This is a genomic window from Echinicola rosea (assembly GCF_005281475.1).
Classification (GTDB): Bacteria; Bacteroidota; Bacteroidia; order Cytophagales; family Cyclobacteriaceae; genus Echinicola; species Echinicola rosea.
In genome coordinates this window covers 3,135,027-3,150,328 of record NZ_CP040106.1, presented here as the reverse complement: position 1 = coordinate 3,150,328, position 15,302 = coordinate 3,135,027, and the positions used below count along the sequence as shown (strand labels likewise).

The following is a 15,302-nucleotide window of genomic DNA, read 5'->3' as shown; positions in this document are numbered from 1 at the left end:
CATAAGATATCACTTCATCAAATCAAATTTTGACCTATTCACCATCTTCAGACAACCCTTTAATTATCAACTCCTTTAACCTGTCAGCATTGTTGTCTCCCCATTCCCCTATTGCCGCTATTATCGGAATCAAGCTCTTCCCGAAAGCGGTAAGGCTATATTCGACCTTCGGAGGTACCACTGGATAGATGACCTTGCTCACCAGCTCATGATCCTGCAATTCCTTCAACTGGAGGTTCAAAACCCTCCGGGAAGCATCGGGAATTTTGCGCTGCAATTCACTGGGCCGTTTATGTCCTTGATCGATAAACCAAAGTAACCGCATCTTCCATTTTCCATACAGGACCTCTCCTACCAGGTCAAGTCCACAATTTAAGTTGGGCACTATTTTTCTTTTATACATGGTACAAAATTAAGCCTATGTCCCTTAAGACTCAATAGGGGAATAATTTATCCCTACCTGAATCGAAATTCCCTACTTGTTTCAAAGGGCAGTACGCTCCAAATTTGCATAAAAGAAATTAAGATGCAACATAATCAAGAATACCCACAAGAATTAGCGGGAAAAGTCGCGCTCGTGACCGGGGGGACCAAAGGTGCCGGAAAGGCAATCGCCGACCGTTTACTACATGCTGGGGCAAAGACCATTGTCACGGCAAGAAACCAGCCCGAGCCTTCCAATGATGGCGTACATTTCATAGCCGCAGACCTCAGCAAACGGGAAGCAGCCGAAACCGTGGCCTCAAAAGTACTGGAGAAATTTGGCAGGCTGGACATTCTTGTCAACAACCTGGGCGGTGCCGAAACGCACGGAGGTGGGTTTGCCGCACTCTCTAACAAGGATTGGGAAGAAGCACTCCAGATAAATTTACTGGCGCCGGTACGCCTTGACAAGGCATTTTTACCACAAATGCTTGAAAAAAACAGTGGTGTGATCATCCATATCGCCTCGATCCAAGGGAGACTGCCCCTGTACGATTCCACCCTTCCGTATGCCGCTGCTAAAGCGGGGTTGGTCAACTATAGCAAAGGATTATCCAAGGAGGTATCACCAAAGGGAGTACGGGTACTTACGGTCTCTCCAGGCTGGATCTTGACAGATGCCGCTAAAAGGATGACCGAGAGAATCTCTCAAAGCAACAACCTGACAATAGAAGAAGCAACCCAAACCATCATGACGGCTTTGGGAGGAATCCCCTATGGAAGACCTGCCTTTCCAGAAGAGGTTGCTGAACTGGTCGGCTTTCTTGCCTCGCCAAGGGCGGGGTATTTGACAGGTACCGAATACGTGATCGATGGAGGAACCATCCCAACCATATAACCATACCGTTATGCCAGCATACATCATCTTTACCCGAACAAAAACAATCGATAAATCGGAGTTGGAAAAATATTGGGCTTTAGTGGAAGAAACCATGGAAGGATACCCTGTCGAAGTCCTCGTAACCTACGGTAAATTTGAGGTCCTTGAGGGCGAGCCAATCGAGGGAGTCGTCATCGCTAAATTTCCCGACATGGCACTTGCCAAAAAATGGTACAATAGCGAACCTTATAAAAAGGCGGCTATCCATAGACAAAAGGGAGCGGTCTATCACGGCATACTAGTGGAAGGAATTAAATAAAGTGATCAATCAGAAAACCAAATATCATGAACTTACCAAACATTATTTCCGCCCTGATAGCGGCACAAAAGAATTTTGACAGCTATGCTTACGCCAATTGCTTTTCCGAGGACGCGGTCGTTTTTGATGAAGAAAAAACCTTTAAGGGAAGAGGTGAAATTGAAAAATGGATTGCAGCGGCCAATAAAAAATACCATACTGTAGTGGTGCCCCTGAAGTATGAAGAAATGACGGACAAAGTGCTGTTGACAACAGAAAACTCAGGGACTTTTCCAGGAAGTCCCCTTATTCTAAAATACCACTTCACCATCAAGGAAAATCTTATCCAATCGCTAAGGATTACCGGGTAGCATGGATACATTTTAATAGGTGGACAAAAACTCGGCTTCTGTCCTTAAGCTTTCCCCGGCAACAATTGGCATTCCTGCCTTCAACACAAATTCTCCCTCTAGTGCCATTTTACTTAAGGGATATGGGATAACCTGGGCTCGCAGATCGGTAATGGCCATCAAGCCTACTACCCAAATAAAGAGAAAACCAACTGATTTAGCGTATTTCATAATCAATTTAATTCCGAGTAACTCGTCCTATATTTCTGATGAATAAACTAGCCTTCCGCTCTTGATGGTCTTGTAGATCACCATTTTACTGTCGTTGTGCGCAAACAGGACCACATCTGCCTTGCTTCCTTCTTGGAAGGCCCTGATCTTCCTGCCCTTCCCCAAGTAGGACAATGGCTTGACGGATGCCATGTTAATCGCATTGGGCAATGTCGCCAAGTTTGTTTGGACCAAATATTCCAGGCAAGATTTGAGGGAAACTGCTGATCCTGCGAGTAAATCCGGATTGTCCTGCATGCAGAGCCTCCCTGTCGAAGTCAACTGCACCGTCCCACCAATAGGGCTTTGATACGTTCCAGCTGGCAAGCCAGCAAACTTGGTCGAATCGCTCACCAAGAAAGTTTTATCCGGCTTTACGCTCATAAATACTTTCATAGCAGCATCCGGCAAATGAAACCCATCGGATATCATACTTGTCCAAAGGTCATCCATTGCCAGCTGATCCCAGATATAATTAGGATGTCGCGGTAATGATAAATGGGCGGCATTTCCCAAATGGGTAGAAAGACTCGCCCCTGCCTCAACGGCTTTATTTATCTGACCCGCTTGGGCAGCGGTATGCCCAATGGCTACCTGGATATTCTCGGGTACACATTTTTTTATCAGATCGTTTGACCCCTGATATTCTGGAGAAAGGGTGATCAATTTAATTTTACCATTTGCCTCCTTTTGCAAACGGGAGATAAATTCCCAGTTTGGCTCCTGCACAAACTCCAGGGGATGTGCTCCCCGAGGCCCTGCATCCTTGCTGATAAAAGGTCCTTCCAAATGGATCCCGGCTATTGATGCGGCTATCAGCGGATCTTCGCAGGCATGGCTTATTTTCTTGATGGATTCAGACAAGGCCTGTTCACTAGCGGTGATCAATGTCGGCAAAAACGTAGTCACGCCATTTTCCCAAAGTTTCTCAGTACAAAATACCACATCATTTACCGAAAGGTCGGGGGCATTAAAGTCCACTCCTTGAAATCCATTTACCTGTAAGTCCACCAACCCGGGAGCTATTAGCATGGAAGAGGACGTTTCTTCCAATGCTTCCATTCCGCTGATCAAACCGTGATCAAACGTTAGTCGGATAGGACGTTGTGTTTGGTAGTGAATACCATCGACATGCTTTATTTTTTCCATGCTAATCCTTTTTGCTTAATCCATTAATTAATTCATCGACCTTTGGGGCTACTTTTACAGTTCTGAAAAAACCTGTCACGACGAAGGTAAAAAAGGAAACCAACGTTGGTGCTCCTATTTCCAAAGCTAAAGAACTCACAGGAAAAATTTTGAGCAAAATAAAGGTGACAAGTCCAGAAACTATGGCGCACATGGCGGACATGGCATCACTCCTTTTGAATGCAGGAAGTAACCCCAAGATCATAGGAATTGCTATCGGGCCCAATAAGGCTGCAAACCAAGAAATCATCAAACCGAATACACCTCCGAAGTTGGCCGCATTGATGGCTGTGAAAATGGTCAAAATGGTGAAACAGAATGTAGTAACCCGTGCCAAGGTCAATGCTTGGGCCTTGGAAAATTCTTTGACATGTGGAAACAAAACAGGCAAAATGTCCCTACTTATGACCGCTGAAACAGTATTGGAGTCCGAAGCGGTCATGGAAAGGGTGTTGGCAAAAAGCGATGCCAGTACCAGCCCTATAAGCCCATTGGGGAGAAATTCCAATACCATTTTGCCATAGGATAACGTTGGGTCCGCCAGATTTTCGAAAAAAACCGGCGCAGCAAACATGGGATAAAAAAGGATCAAAGGCCAAGTAAAATAAAGTACAGAAGATAGCAATGCTGCTCTTTTGGCCACTTTTCCGGAGGTCGTAGAAATAAAGCGAGTAGCGAGATTCCACGTTCCACCGCTGTAGCTAAAGAAATTGATCACCAGCAAAACGGCTGCAAAACCGATGGTATAGGGATCATGGAAGAATGCGGCATGCTCTTCGGGAAGCCGGTCCCAGAGAGTGAAAACCCCTGAAACACCATCACCCAACTTGTACAGGATCATCACAAACATGGTCACCCCCGCCAGCAATTGGATCAAAAACTGGCCGAAGTCATTCCATACATCAGCCCATAGCCCTCCAATAGTGATATAGATCAAAGAGATAAATCCGACCAGCAGTACACCAAAAGTGATGGAAGTACCGCTGAACACATTCAATAAAATGGCGATCGCGGCCAACTTTCCTCCTGTATCAAAAACTTTGATAATGGTGCCTACCCAAGCAATCACCTGCTGTGTCGGAAGATTATATCGCATCAACAGGTATTCTGTGGGAGACTGGACTCCAAAGTTCACCCGAAGCCTCGCCCATCTGGGTGCGATATAGAAGGCTGCCACAAAAACGGCCACAGCCACCGTAAAAGCCCACCAAACATAAATGGTAAAACCATGCGTATAGGCTATCCCCGCATAGGCCACAAATACGGCCCCACTATATCCAGAAACATGATGGGAAATTCCAGAAAGCCACCAAGGAAGTTTTCCTCCCGCCGTATAGAAATCCTCGGAATTCCTTACCCTCAGATAAGCCCACAGCCCAATGGACAGCAGCATGACAAAATATAGCCCAAGTACGATCCAATCCAGCAGCTCCATGTTACTTTAACTTAGCCAGTCGGTGGTACAAAACTTTTATTGGCAGTACTCTCTGCCTATTGAGTTCTTCTATTTCTGCATCGTATAAAAAACCTGTATTCAATTTGTAAAACGCTTTGTTCAGTTCTTCTGACCTTTCCAGAATGGCTTCCATTTGCTTGGTAAGGTCTGGAAGGAGGAGCTTGGTGAATTCAGGCGAATTATACACTTCATCGACTTGTTTGTAGTCCAAATAAAGCATCCGCAAGTTGGCCATTAGCCTAAAATGATCGAACTCTTCTTCGTGCTGGTTTGGACTAAGCTGAAATAATGGATCGCTGACTTGCCGATAGTTTTCCTTTACCTCGGACACGCTTTTGCTTTTTACGGGTTTAGCGTTGGAGATCAACTCCCGAGGAAACACCAAAAACTCCCACAGCTGATTGGCTTCCTTTTCGTTGAGGCCAAACCTATCAGAAGCATAATTAACCACAAATTCCTGTGGCTGAAACTCCTCTGGATGGGACAAGGCCGCAGCGTAGCTGGCGATCAAAACCCTAAACCCTGACATCGGATAGGTATTTCTGATCTGGACCATATCGGCCACATCGTAGCCAACGTCCCAAGTAAATCCATAAAGCCCGGAAGTGGACCAAGATGTCATGATCATTCCTTCATACTGGCTTGCTCTGGCATAGGGAATAAAGTCCCGTTGATTATTAAAATGCGTGGACCAATTGGTCATGTACCAGTTATCTGGATGACTGCGGATAGAAGGCGCTCCCCAGAATGTAAACCCTAACTCCTGGAGTTTGGATACATCTCCAAAGTGGTTGGTTTTCCAACCGTAATTCCAATCGACAAATACAGTTTCTTTAGGCAGCTCGGCCGCAGCTTCAGGGTACTTTAGGATGATATCCGCCCACATTAGCGGCGTTTTTCCATTTTCAATTACCAAGTTGGCAATCATTTTCATATGGTCCACAAAAAGCTGGGACTTGCCGACCTCTTCGGCCCTAGCACTGCAAAGGTCGCAGTGCCCCAGCAAATACGTCTCATCTCCACCAATATGGATATAATCGGAATTATGGGTTGCTGCCAAGTCCTTAAAAAGGGACTGGAACAAGACTTCACTTTGTGCTATTTTCATCGGGCATAGCTGGGAAATGTCCTTCCTGTCTTCTTTCAGCTCACTATACCTGGGATTTCTTAAAATATACTCCACATGCCCCAAGCTTTGTTGCAAGGGAACGACCTGAATCCCCAAATGATCACAGTAAGCGATAAAATCATCGATTTCCTCACGGCTGTATGAAAACTGGTTGGCGATAGTCAAGTGTTCCTTGAATGGATAGGTCGCCTCCCATTCCATCACGAGCGTATTCAATCCAAAATCTGCCATTTGCCTAGCAAAATGCTTCAACGCTTCGGGCGTCATCACTTGAACGCGGAGATCCAAATGGAAGCCTTTCACCTTAAAGTCACTGTCTCCCGGATCATTCTTGGATTGAGAATAGCCAGCGATGGACTGAAAAAAGAACAGAAGACATATAATCAAGCGAAAGACTCCAAGTGTAGGTAGAGATTGCTTGTGCCAGTTGTTGCTATTGTTGTTTGTTACCAAGAGGATGCTTATTTAATATAATTGTATTTATTCTATTACTGTATAGGATTGGCCATCGATCTTACTCACGGCCGCCTGATTAAAATAAAACTTGCAGTTGGGATGAGTAGTCAGGATGGATGCAGGACAATCTGTGCTGACCGCTTTGGTCAATGTATCGCTGACAGCCTGACTTTTATTTTCACCCAATACGACACATACCATTGCCTTTGCGGCCATTAAGGTAGGGATAGTAAGCGTAACAGCGGTGGTCGGCACGTCTTCCAATTGGTCAAAACACTGGTCATTTACTTGCTGGACCCTACATGCCTCCTCCAATTCAACTAGTTTAATCACCTGTGGATCATCAAATTGCGCAACTGGAGGATCATTGAAAGCGATATGTCCATTCTCGCCGATCCCCAGACATACCAAGTCTATGGGTGCTTTGGCAATCAAGCGCTCATATCGGGCAAGTTCAGCTTGTGAATCTCCTTGGGGCTTGATCAAATTTACTTCTTTAAAAGGCAATTTGGAAAACAATATTTCCTTTAGATAAGATGCGAACAACTCCGGGGCATTTTTCTCCAAACCTATGTATTCATCCATATGGAAGGCTACAACTTTTTCCCATCGTATTTTATTTGATGAAGCCAAATAAGATAGCATTCCTGTTTGGGAGGGTGCTGCTGCAAAAACAATTCTTACTTCATCTTGCGCAGCCTGCAAGTTCACGATGCATTGCTCTACTTCTTTACCTGCAGCTATTCCCGCAAGTTCTCGGTTGGAAAAGACATATATGTCTTTTTGAAGGTCTATCATTTTTTTATAAGAAGTGGGCAGGACATCTCCGTCTGCAACCAGATAAGACCGTCCCTTACCCACTATTAAGTTAGTTATAACGCTATTAATTCAATAAATATCAATTCCTTTTGGGGGCAATTAAATTCAATCAATAATTACCTCCACCTCGAATGGATCTAATTTGGCTCCCGCCCTATCTCTTGCTGAAAGGACAAGATGGTCTTCACTGCCTTCACCATTACTGATATAGACTAGGTTCATGACATTGATGTCATTTTGGGTAAATCGATCACCAGGTTTTAATATGGTCGCACCGCTGATCAACCAGCCATGCTGAGCCACTTCCTCCACGGTGTAGATGATGTCATTGGCGGAGGCTCCAGTTATTTCCAGCATCTCCGAGTCCAAGGCCACGCTACCTCCTGACTCCACGGATATTCCAGTATTGGTCACCAAGTCAAGTACACTGTTTCCAGTGGCGATGATGGCGATGATCATCGGTGCAGGCAGGGTTTCGTGTTCTTTGGAGGCCAAATCATTTGTTTCATCTCCCGTATCCTGTCCATCGATCATCAGCGAAAGTTTCCCTCTTTGCTCCATCCTTCCGAAGAAATCCGTCAAATCAAAATTGAAGGAACTGACTTTGGTCGTGGTAATGGTCGTGATTGGCGGGTCAACAGGCATGGTGGCGTTGTTCCAGTTCAGGCCCATCTCGGTCCACGTGGTATCGGGAACCTGAAAAAGGTTCATGTCCAGATTTTTTGCATGGGTAAAGGATACGCCCACTTCAAGCCGGAGATCCGTGATAACACCCTCCGCAGGCAACTCATTCAAATCAAACATTAAATAGGCCTTTCGGTCATAATCCCCATCCCCTGTCACGTTCTTCACTTTTAACAGATTGTCAGCGCCGAAATTTCTATTGGCTGCTGCTCCCCCATTGATATACGTGTCTGCCAAGGGGAATATGGTATCCGTTTTTACGGAAGGATCCAGCTCATCCAGATCCGTAGATGCTGCCGAAAAATAGACTATTTCATTTACCACATGGATCACCCCATTGGTAGGTTCCAGATTTGAGGTGGAAATTTCCCATTGCTTGCTGGTCCCTTGGTTGACCAGCCCCACGAAGTTGGTATTATGGGAAAGGTACATCACCTGGCCACTTTCTGTAGGATAGGCTATCGGTAAATTGCTTTCGAACAATTCAGGATCAGTAAACAACACCTTATTATCGACGATGTGGTATCTCAGGAGATTCTTCAAGATCGGCACTGGCACATCTTCCAAACTTTCATAGGCATTTGCCTGCAGGTATTCCTCAAAAGCCCTATCAGTAGGCGCGATAAAGGTCCTGATTTGGTCTGTATCGTACGTTTCGGACAATCCGGCTAGGGAAATGGCGGAACCGAGCATGGTAAACGATTCGTGCGATTGGAAATACTCCAATGCTGACACCCCCAGCTTTCCAGTGGTGCCTGCCGGCTGGTAGTCAAAGTCCTCTTGGACCGTGCAGCCGTAAATCACCGCTCCGGCAAGGATGAGCGCAAGTATGGCTCCATTTATTTTTATCGGTAAACTCTTCATTCCTTTTGGTTTTTGCGTTGAAAATTTTGGCAAAAAGCTTTAATCATAAAACCCATTTTGAACCAAGTTCGGATTCCTGTTAATGGCGTCCTGATGTAAAGGCCATACTAAATTTGCCTCTTGGCTCAAGCCGTTGATGGGCCCCATTACCTCCATGGCTTTCCCTGTCCTCACCAGGTCAAACCACCGATGTCCCTCAAAACAAAGTTCGATCGAGCGCTCGTGCAAAATGGCAGTCTCCAGGTTTCCATAAAGAGTCTGGGCAGAGTTCAAGGTAAGACTTTCCAACCCCGCCCTGGCCCGAATGGTATTCAGCAAGGCTAAGGCCTCATCGACCTCTCCCAGTTGGTTATGGGCTTCCGCTTTCAGCAATATGATATCTGCCAGCCTGACCATAACAATATTGTTTGCAGATGGATCGGGACTTTCGTCATTGAAGCCCTCTCCAAAAAACTTCCAGATCTTTCGAGGCTGGGCAGCCGTTACATCATATATGAGGGCTTGCCTTTGGTCACTTTCCTCAAATGAGTTTCGAAAGGATTCACTGGGGAAGAAATTACTGTCCGAACCCAATGCGTACAGTACACGAAGGGAATTGGTCTGCACTTCATTGTAGCCTATTTCAAAAATGCTTTCGTTAGAGTACCCTTGCGTAAAGATTTTTGACCAGTCATTGATGGATACCAACTGGTACAATGAGTTATCCATAACTTTTTCTGCCGCTGCAATGGCACTGGTATATTCTCCTCGCCACATATACAGCTGGACCAACAAGGCATTGGCACCTCCTTGGGTAATCAGATTCCGATCCCTTTCGCCCCCAAAACTAGCCCTACAATGCTCAGCGGCAAATAAAAGGTCTTCCTCCATGCGATCGAGGATGGTTTCGGCATCGGTGCGCGTATTGAACAGGTCCTGCTGGACACTTTCATAAGGCTCCAAAATCAACGGCACGTCGCCCCACACCCGTACGGCATAGAAATAGCACAAAGCCCTCAAGGCCCTGGCTTGCCCCACTAACTGTAAGCCAAACTCTTCTCCTTCCTCAAATACAGGGGGAACATATTTAATGGCATAATTGGCCCTGCTGATGGTCTCATAGAGGTTATCCCATCTGGCCGAGTTCAATGTGGGGTTCAGGTTGTTTTCCTGGAGCAAAAAAGGATCTCCGGACTGGTTGGTACTGACCGCATCCGCCCTCCCCTCTCCCCATAGGGAAAAGTTCAGGGAGAAGGCGGACTGTGCGGCATCGTATATCCCATACACCCCGGACTGTGCATCACTCGAAGTCTTATAAAATCCCTGGGCGGAAAAACTACTGACCGGCTCTTTTTCCAGCAAATTCTCTGCACATGAGAAGAAAACGAGCGTCAACATTGACATAAAGATATTCCTGCTAATTTTCATAAGTTTTTTCATTTACAGTCCAATTGATAAGCCTACGATCACCGTTCTGCTTTGGGGGTATGATCCCTCATCCACTCCTATTCTCAGTCCACTGTACGAACTGACATCAGGATCAAATCCCGTGTAATCTGTCCATGTGACCAGGTTGGTTCCTGTCACATAGGCATCCAGCCGGGACAGCCCAATACGGTTGACCAACTCCAGTGGAAAGGAGTAGCGGAAGTTGACATTCTTCAGTTTAATGTATGAACCATCTTCAACCCATCTGCTCTGTATCCTGCTATCACTCTGCAATGGATCATCCTGTACCGGCTTGGGAAAATCCGTGATGTCTCCCTGCTCTCTCCATCTGTTTAGTGCAGCTGTGGACAGGTTGTTGTACCGTACAATCGAATTGCGCTGGTGGTTGATCTCACTGTAGATCTCCCCACCATAGGAAAATTGAAACATAAAGCTCAGGCTGAAGTTTTTGTAGGAAAGGTCGTTGGTGATCCCCCCGAAAAAATCCGGCGTTGCATCACCAATTATCTGTCTGTCATTTTGATCGATCACATTATCACCGTTAAGGTCATGCCAAATAGGGTCACCTCCTTCAAATACAGGCCCTTGGGTTCCGTTGGTGATGCCGTTGACATTGTCTTCATCCCTGGCATAAACACCATCAAATCGCCATCCGTAAAACGTACCGATCGGAAAACCTTCCTGGAGAATATGGTAATTTCCGTTTTGGATAAACCCATTGGTCAACAGTTCTTCTGGCAATTCCTTGATGACATTGGTATTCTTACTAATATTAAGGCTAGTACTCCAGTTGAAATGCCGGGTGGTCACATTGTGTGTGTTGAGCACCACTTCGATTCCCTTGTTCTGGATCTTTCCGATATTTTGGGTGATGTAACCAAAGCCAGTTTCCCTTGGTATGGGCACGTTATAGAGCAGGTCTTTTGTATCCTTGATGTATGCATCTACGGTCAGACCCAGCCGTCCCTGCCAAAAGGCCAGATCTATTCCCGCATTATACTGTGTGGTGGTTTCCCAGGACAACCCCGAATTGGGCATAACAGTAGGGGCAGCTCCCGAATAATCCAAGTAGTTGGTTCCCACCATGAACTCACCTTGTGAAGTGTAATTTCCAATGGCCTCGTTACCTGTCTGACCGGCACTAAAGCGCAACTTGCCATCATCAAGCACTCCTGCACCACTCAAAAATGGTTCATCGGAAAACCTCCAACCGACAGAAGCCGAAGGAAAGAATCCAAATCGGTTTTCACTTCCAAACCGGGAGGACCCATCTGCCCTTAAATTGGCTTCGAAAAGGTACCTCCGGTCATAGTCATAAGAAACCCTTCCAAAGTAAGACAGCAGGGAATGTGACGTGGCGATGTTCACACCTTGGTTGGAAATGGTCCCCGCCCCGTTTAGGGTTCGGATGTCATCGCTGGGAAAAAACATCCCGTCCAAACCTGTTCGTTCATAGTCCCAATCCTGATAACTGAATCCCAAAAGTCCACCCAAATTGTGTTTTCCATAAATTTGCTTTTGGTAGGTCACTATGTTTTCATTGGACCAGGTCAGGTTATTGGTTGATCTTACCGAGCCGGTATTGTACCCCTCCCGATAATCCAGGGTTGAGGGAATAAACGTGTCCTCTTTCATGGAAAGGAAGTCCACGTTGACAGAAGTCCTAAACTTCAGGCCTTCGGCCAATTTGTACTCAAAGTATTGTCCGGCAATTATCCGGTTGGTTTTATTGAGGTTAGTGGACAGCTCCGCAAGCCCCACCGGGTTCCGTTTTCCAAACTGGTACCCATTGATGGAGCCATCCGGAAGGTACATCGAATAAGATGGAGGCCGAATAAGCAATTCGCGGATGATGCTCAGGTTGCCCGTACCTGCGGCATTGATCCTGTTGTTCACACCGTTTGAGTATGAAATACTTTGGCCCACCGTGAGGCGATCGTTTACATTGAAATCCACATTGAGCCGGGAAGTGATCCTACGGTAATTCGAGTTGAGGACGATACCGTCCTGATCCAAAAACGAGGAGCTCCAAGCGTACTTGACATTTTCAGATCCTCCCTGAACGGACAGGTCCACATTTGTCTGAACGGCTTTTCTCAGCAGTTCACTTTGCCAATCCACATCCCCATTGTTTGTAGCGCTCAATGAATCGACGACTGCAAAAATCGGCTCCCGGCCATCAGCGGAATTGGCATAGGAATCGAGTACGGCACTCCGATATTGGCTGGCATTGAGCACATCCAGCTTTCTGGTGATTTGGCTCACTCCTGAATGTACGTTCAATGTAATTTGCGCCTTGCCATCCTTGCCCCTTTTTGTAGTGATCAACACAACCCCATTGGCCGCCCTGGAACCGTATATGGCCGTTGAGGAAGCATCTTTCAATACTTCAATTGATTCAATATCCGCTGGGTTGATGGCTGCCAATGGGTTGAGGCCGAAATTCTCTGAGCCATTTAAGGAAGACGTTACGTTGGCTTCGATCGGTACTCCATCCACCACATATAAGGGACTGTTCCCGGCATTGAGAGAGGAACTTCCCCTGATATTGATTGTCATGCCTCCCCCAGGTGCCCCGGAATTGGATGTTACTTGAACTCCGGCCGCCCTTCCCTGCAAAAGCGATATGGGATCCTGCATATTTGTTTTGCGCACCTCATCGCTTCCCACAGAGGCAATAGACCCCGTCAGGTTTCTTTTTTCCTGGACACCATACCCGACGATGACCACCTCGTCCAAATCACTTGCGCTTGAAACAAGTGTCACATCAAGTACTGACTGCCCACTAATGGGGATTTCTTTCGTGGAATACCCCAAATAAGAGAAAATCAACACATCTTCCATAGACACGCCCTGAATAGAATAAGCCCCATCCAAATCGGTGACCACGCCTTTGGAAGTACCTTTTACTAACACAGATACCCCGATCAAAGGCTCCCCATTCTCCCCGTCCTTTACCACTCCTGCCACATTTTCCCCTTGCGCAAACAAACTAAAAGACCATACCATATTTAATAGAATAATCATTACTGAAAACCATGGTTTGGCCTGTACAAACCTGTTAAAATGCCCCATAGAATTTGGATTAAAATGTTATCAGAAGAATTATCAAAATCGTATTATCCAAATGTAAACTCAATGCAAAACAATAGCAAACGTTTGCATATATTTTTCATATTTATTTATCCAAATGGTAATACAGCAGGGTTGCCGCGTGGAATGGGAGCATTTATGGCCAGTTTCGGGAAAATCCCTTTTTGGCTCCCCGCCGAAAGATGTGGGCCTGACTCTTCTTGGATCAGTCAGAAGGTTGAGGGGAGCTTAATAATAGGATTGGGAAGTTGTAAGATTGAAAAATCGGAAGATTGCTTCTTCTCAACCGAAGTGATTTCTCCTTTAATGGGCTCATTGCTATGAAGTTAAGGGAAGTTTAGCGCTATAGTCGTCCTGAGCTTCATTCTGGAAAGAGCGATTTCGCCTCAGCAAGTTTATGCAAAAGCCCTTTCTGAAAAAGGTTCTATGCGGATTATAGTGGGTAAATTATTCCTCCATTAGCCTTTTCTCTTATAATGAAATAGCCTGATAGATTTTATCCGCCTTGCAGCTATTGGGCGTAAAGAAATAAAACAAGCGCGTGGAAAAAGAGGTAGGCTTGTTTGACGAAGTGATGAGAATAAAGGTGGCTGGTGGCTAAACAAGAGGAGTTTGCCTGCATGAGGGCGGGGTTTAATTTTAGCTCAATAGCTACACAGCGGCGTTTTTTTTACTTTTTTTACCTGTAGAAAAAAAAGTAACAACAGTAAAAATGAAAACCAGACTGAATCTGAGCAATAAGGTTAAACCAGTTACCCACAGTAAACCACATAGAACCCTGAAAAATAATGCTTATATTGCAAACGTTTGCCGAAAGTTTTCCATGAATAAAAGAAGAATTACCTTAAAGGATTTGTCAAAAGAACTGGGCCTCGCTGTTTCTACGATTTCACGGGCCTTGGACGACCATCCTGGAATAAGCCCAGAAACGAAGGAAAGGGTCAAGCAAAAAGCTGTTGAACTGGGATTTACGCGGAATTCCATTGCCTCGAGTTTCAGAAAAAGCAAAACACTTGCCATCGGAGTAATTGTGCCTCAAATAGACATCCACTTCCATTCCCTTGTCATCAGCGGAATAGAGGAATATGCACACAAGTCGGGTTACAACGTAACGATCTTCCAAAGCAGAAACTCGTTTAAACGGGAAAAACGAATTACAGAAACGTTGCAGAACAATATGTTTGCAGGGGTGATCATATGCCAGGGAGCCGAAACAAGGGGCATAGACCACTTTAAGAAACTAAAAAAAATGAAAATGCCCATGGTGTTTTACGACCGCGTACCCATTGGGTTTGAAGCGAACAAAGTGATCATCAATGATTTCGAATCTTCATTGCGGGCCACCGAGCATTTGATCGAGAAGGGGTGTAAAAACATAGCCCATATTGGTGGTCCCCAAACAACCGGGATTTTCAAATCCAGGTATGAAGGCTTTAGAAAAGCTTTGGAAAACCACCATCTTGAGGTTTCGTCCGAATTCATCCAGTTTACAAAAGGTTTAACCTATGACGAAGGTCTTTCCGCAGCAAGAGCACTCCTATCCCACCCTGTCAAGCCAGATGGTATTTTTTGTTCCAATGACTATACTGCAGTCAGTGCCATTCAGGTATTCCAAAAAAATGGGTTCAAGGTCCCTGACCAAGTGGCTGTTGTTGGCTTCAGTAATTACCCCATTTCCAAGATCATTGAGCCCAACCTATCGTCGGTGAACGACCGGGCATTCGAAATGGGCCAAGCAGCTGCCAAACTTCTTATCAGGCAAATTGAAGAAGATGGAGAGGATTTGATCGAATCGGAAATCGTCACCCTAAAGACTGAATTGATAGTCAGGGAATCAAGTTCAAAGAAATAGCGGTATTTTTTTTGTACGACCAAACCTGTTATCCAGCACTAAAAAACCATGATATATAATCAAATACTTTTAAGCCACCCTGTTAATGAACAGCTTAAAAAGTCATGAAAGA

The 15,302-nt window shown here is 45.5% G+C and carries 14 protein-coding genes; 5 read left to right on the top strand and 9 right to left on the bottom strand.

Annotation, left to right across the window (positions count from 1 at the left end):
• Nucleotides 1-34 precede the first annotated feature (34 nt).
• Nucleotides 35-403 (bottom strand): winged helix-turn-helix transcriptional regulator, encoded by a 369-nt coding sequence (locus tag FDP09_RS12685; protein WP_137403015.1) that lies wholly within the window; start codon nt 401-403, stop codon nt 35-37.
• A 123-nt stretch (nt 404-526) separates the two neighbouring features.
• On the opposite strand from FDP09_RS12685, the gene FDP09_RS12680 reads away from it, so the two are divergent.
• Genes FDP09_RS12680 through FDP09_RS12670 form a run of 3 tightly spaced genes read left to right on the top strand, consistent with a single transcriptional unit; the run spans nt 527 to nt 1,972 of the window.
• Nucleotides 527-1,321, top strand: coding sequence for an SDR family oxidoreductase (locus FDP09_RS12680; RefSeq protein WP_137403014.1), 795 nt, complete (start codon nt 527-529; stop codon nt 1,319-1,321).
• Nucleotides 1,322-1,331: 10 nt separating this feature from the next.
• Nucleotides 1,332-1,622, top strand: a complete 291-nt coding sequence (locus FDP09_RS12675; protein WP_137403013.1) for a DUF1330 domain-containing protein — start codon at nt 1,332-1,334, stop codon at nt 1,620-1,622.
• Nucleotides 1,623-1,648: 26 nt separating this feature from the next.
• A complete protein-coding gene (locus FDP09_RS12670; protein ID WP_137403012.1) occupies nt 1,649-1,972 on the top strand; it encodes a Cif family virulence factor in 324 nt (107 codons plus the stop codon).
• Nucleotides 1,973-1,984: 12 nt separating this feature from the next.
• Here the strand turns inward: FDP09_RS12670 and FDP09_RS12665 are convergent, their stop codons facing one another.
• From FDP09_RS12665 to FDP09_RS12630, 8 genes are all read right to left on the bottom strand, one after another.
• Complete coding sequence (locus tag FDP09_RS12665) at nt 1,985-2,182, bottom strand: hypothetical protein (protein ID WP_137403011.1); 198 nt, start codon at nt 2,180-2,182, stop codon at nt 1,985-1,987.
• A 27-nt stretch (nt 2,183-2,209) separates the two neighbouring features.
• Nucleotides 2,210-3,370: an N-acetylglucosamine-6-phosphate deacetylase gene (locus tag FDP09_RS12660; protein WP_137403010.1), complete on the bottom strand. Its 1,161-nt coding sequence runs from the start codon at nt 3,368-3,370 to the stop codon at nt 2,210-2,212.
• 1 nt (nt 3,371) lies between these two features.
• Nucleotides 3,372-4,844, bottom strand: coding sequence for a sodium:solute symporter family protein (locus tag FDP09_RS12655; RefSeq protein WP_137403009.1), 1,473 nt, complete (start codon nt 4,842-4,844; stop codon nt 3,372-3,374).
• 1 nt (nt 4,845) lies between these two features.
• Complete coding sequence (locus FDP09_RS12650) at nt 4,846-6,447, bottom strand: family 20 glycosylhydrolase (protein WP_137403008.1); 1,602 nt, start codon at nt 6,445-6,447, stop codon at nt 4,846-4,848.
• Nucleotides 6,448-6,474: 27 nt separating this feature from the next.
• Nucleotides 6,475-7,248 carry a 6-phosphogluconolactonase gene (locus tag FDP09_RS12645; protein WP_137403007.1) on the bottom strand — a complete coding sequence of 258 codons (774 nt, stop codon included), beginning with the start codon at nt 7,246-7,248 and terminating at the stop codon, nt 6,475-6,477.
• A 126-nt stretch (nt 7,249-7,374) separates the two neighbouring features.
• Nucleotides 7,375-8,817 (bottom strand): CBM96 family carbohydrate-binding protein, encoded by a 1,443-nt coding sequence (locus FDP09_RS12640; protein ID WP_137403006.1) that lies wholly within the window; start codon nt 8,815-8,817, stop codon nt 7,375-7,377.
• Nucleotides 8,818-8,856: 39 nt separating this feature from the next.
• Nucleotides 8,857-10,224, bottom strand: coding sequence for a RagB/SusD family nutrient uptake outer membrane protein (locus tag FDP09_RS12635; RefSeq protein WP_137403005.1), 1,368 nt, complete (start codon nt 10,222-10,224; stop codon nt 8,857-8,859).
• A 12-nt stretch (nt 10,225-10,236) separates the two neighbouring features.
• On the bottom strand, nt 10,237-13,272 hold the full coding sequence (locus FDP09_RS12630; RefSeq protein ID WP_229683441.1) for a SusC/RagA family TonB-linked outer membrane protein: 3,036 nt from the start codon (nt 13,270-13,272) through the stop codon (nt 10,237-10,239).
• Between the two features lie 63 nt (nt 13,273-13,335).
• Here FDP09_RS12630 and FDP09_RS12625 point away from each other — a divergent pair, with 63 nt between their 5' ends.
• Complete coding sequence (locus FDP09_RS12625) at nt 13,336-13,662, top strand: hypothetical protein (RefSeq protein ID WP_137403003.1); 327 nt, start codon at nt 13,336-13,338, stop codon at nt 13,660-13,662.
• Between the two features lie 499 nt (nt 13,663-14,161).
• Nucleotides 14,162-15,190, top strand: coding sequence for a LacI family DNA-binding transcriptional regulator (locus FDP09_RS12620; protein ID WP_137403002.1), 1,029 nt, complete (start codon nt 14,162-14,164; stop codon nt 15,188-15,190).
• Nucleotides 15,191-15,302 lie beyond the last annotated feature (112 nt).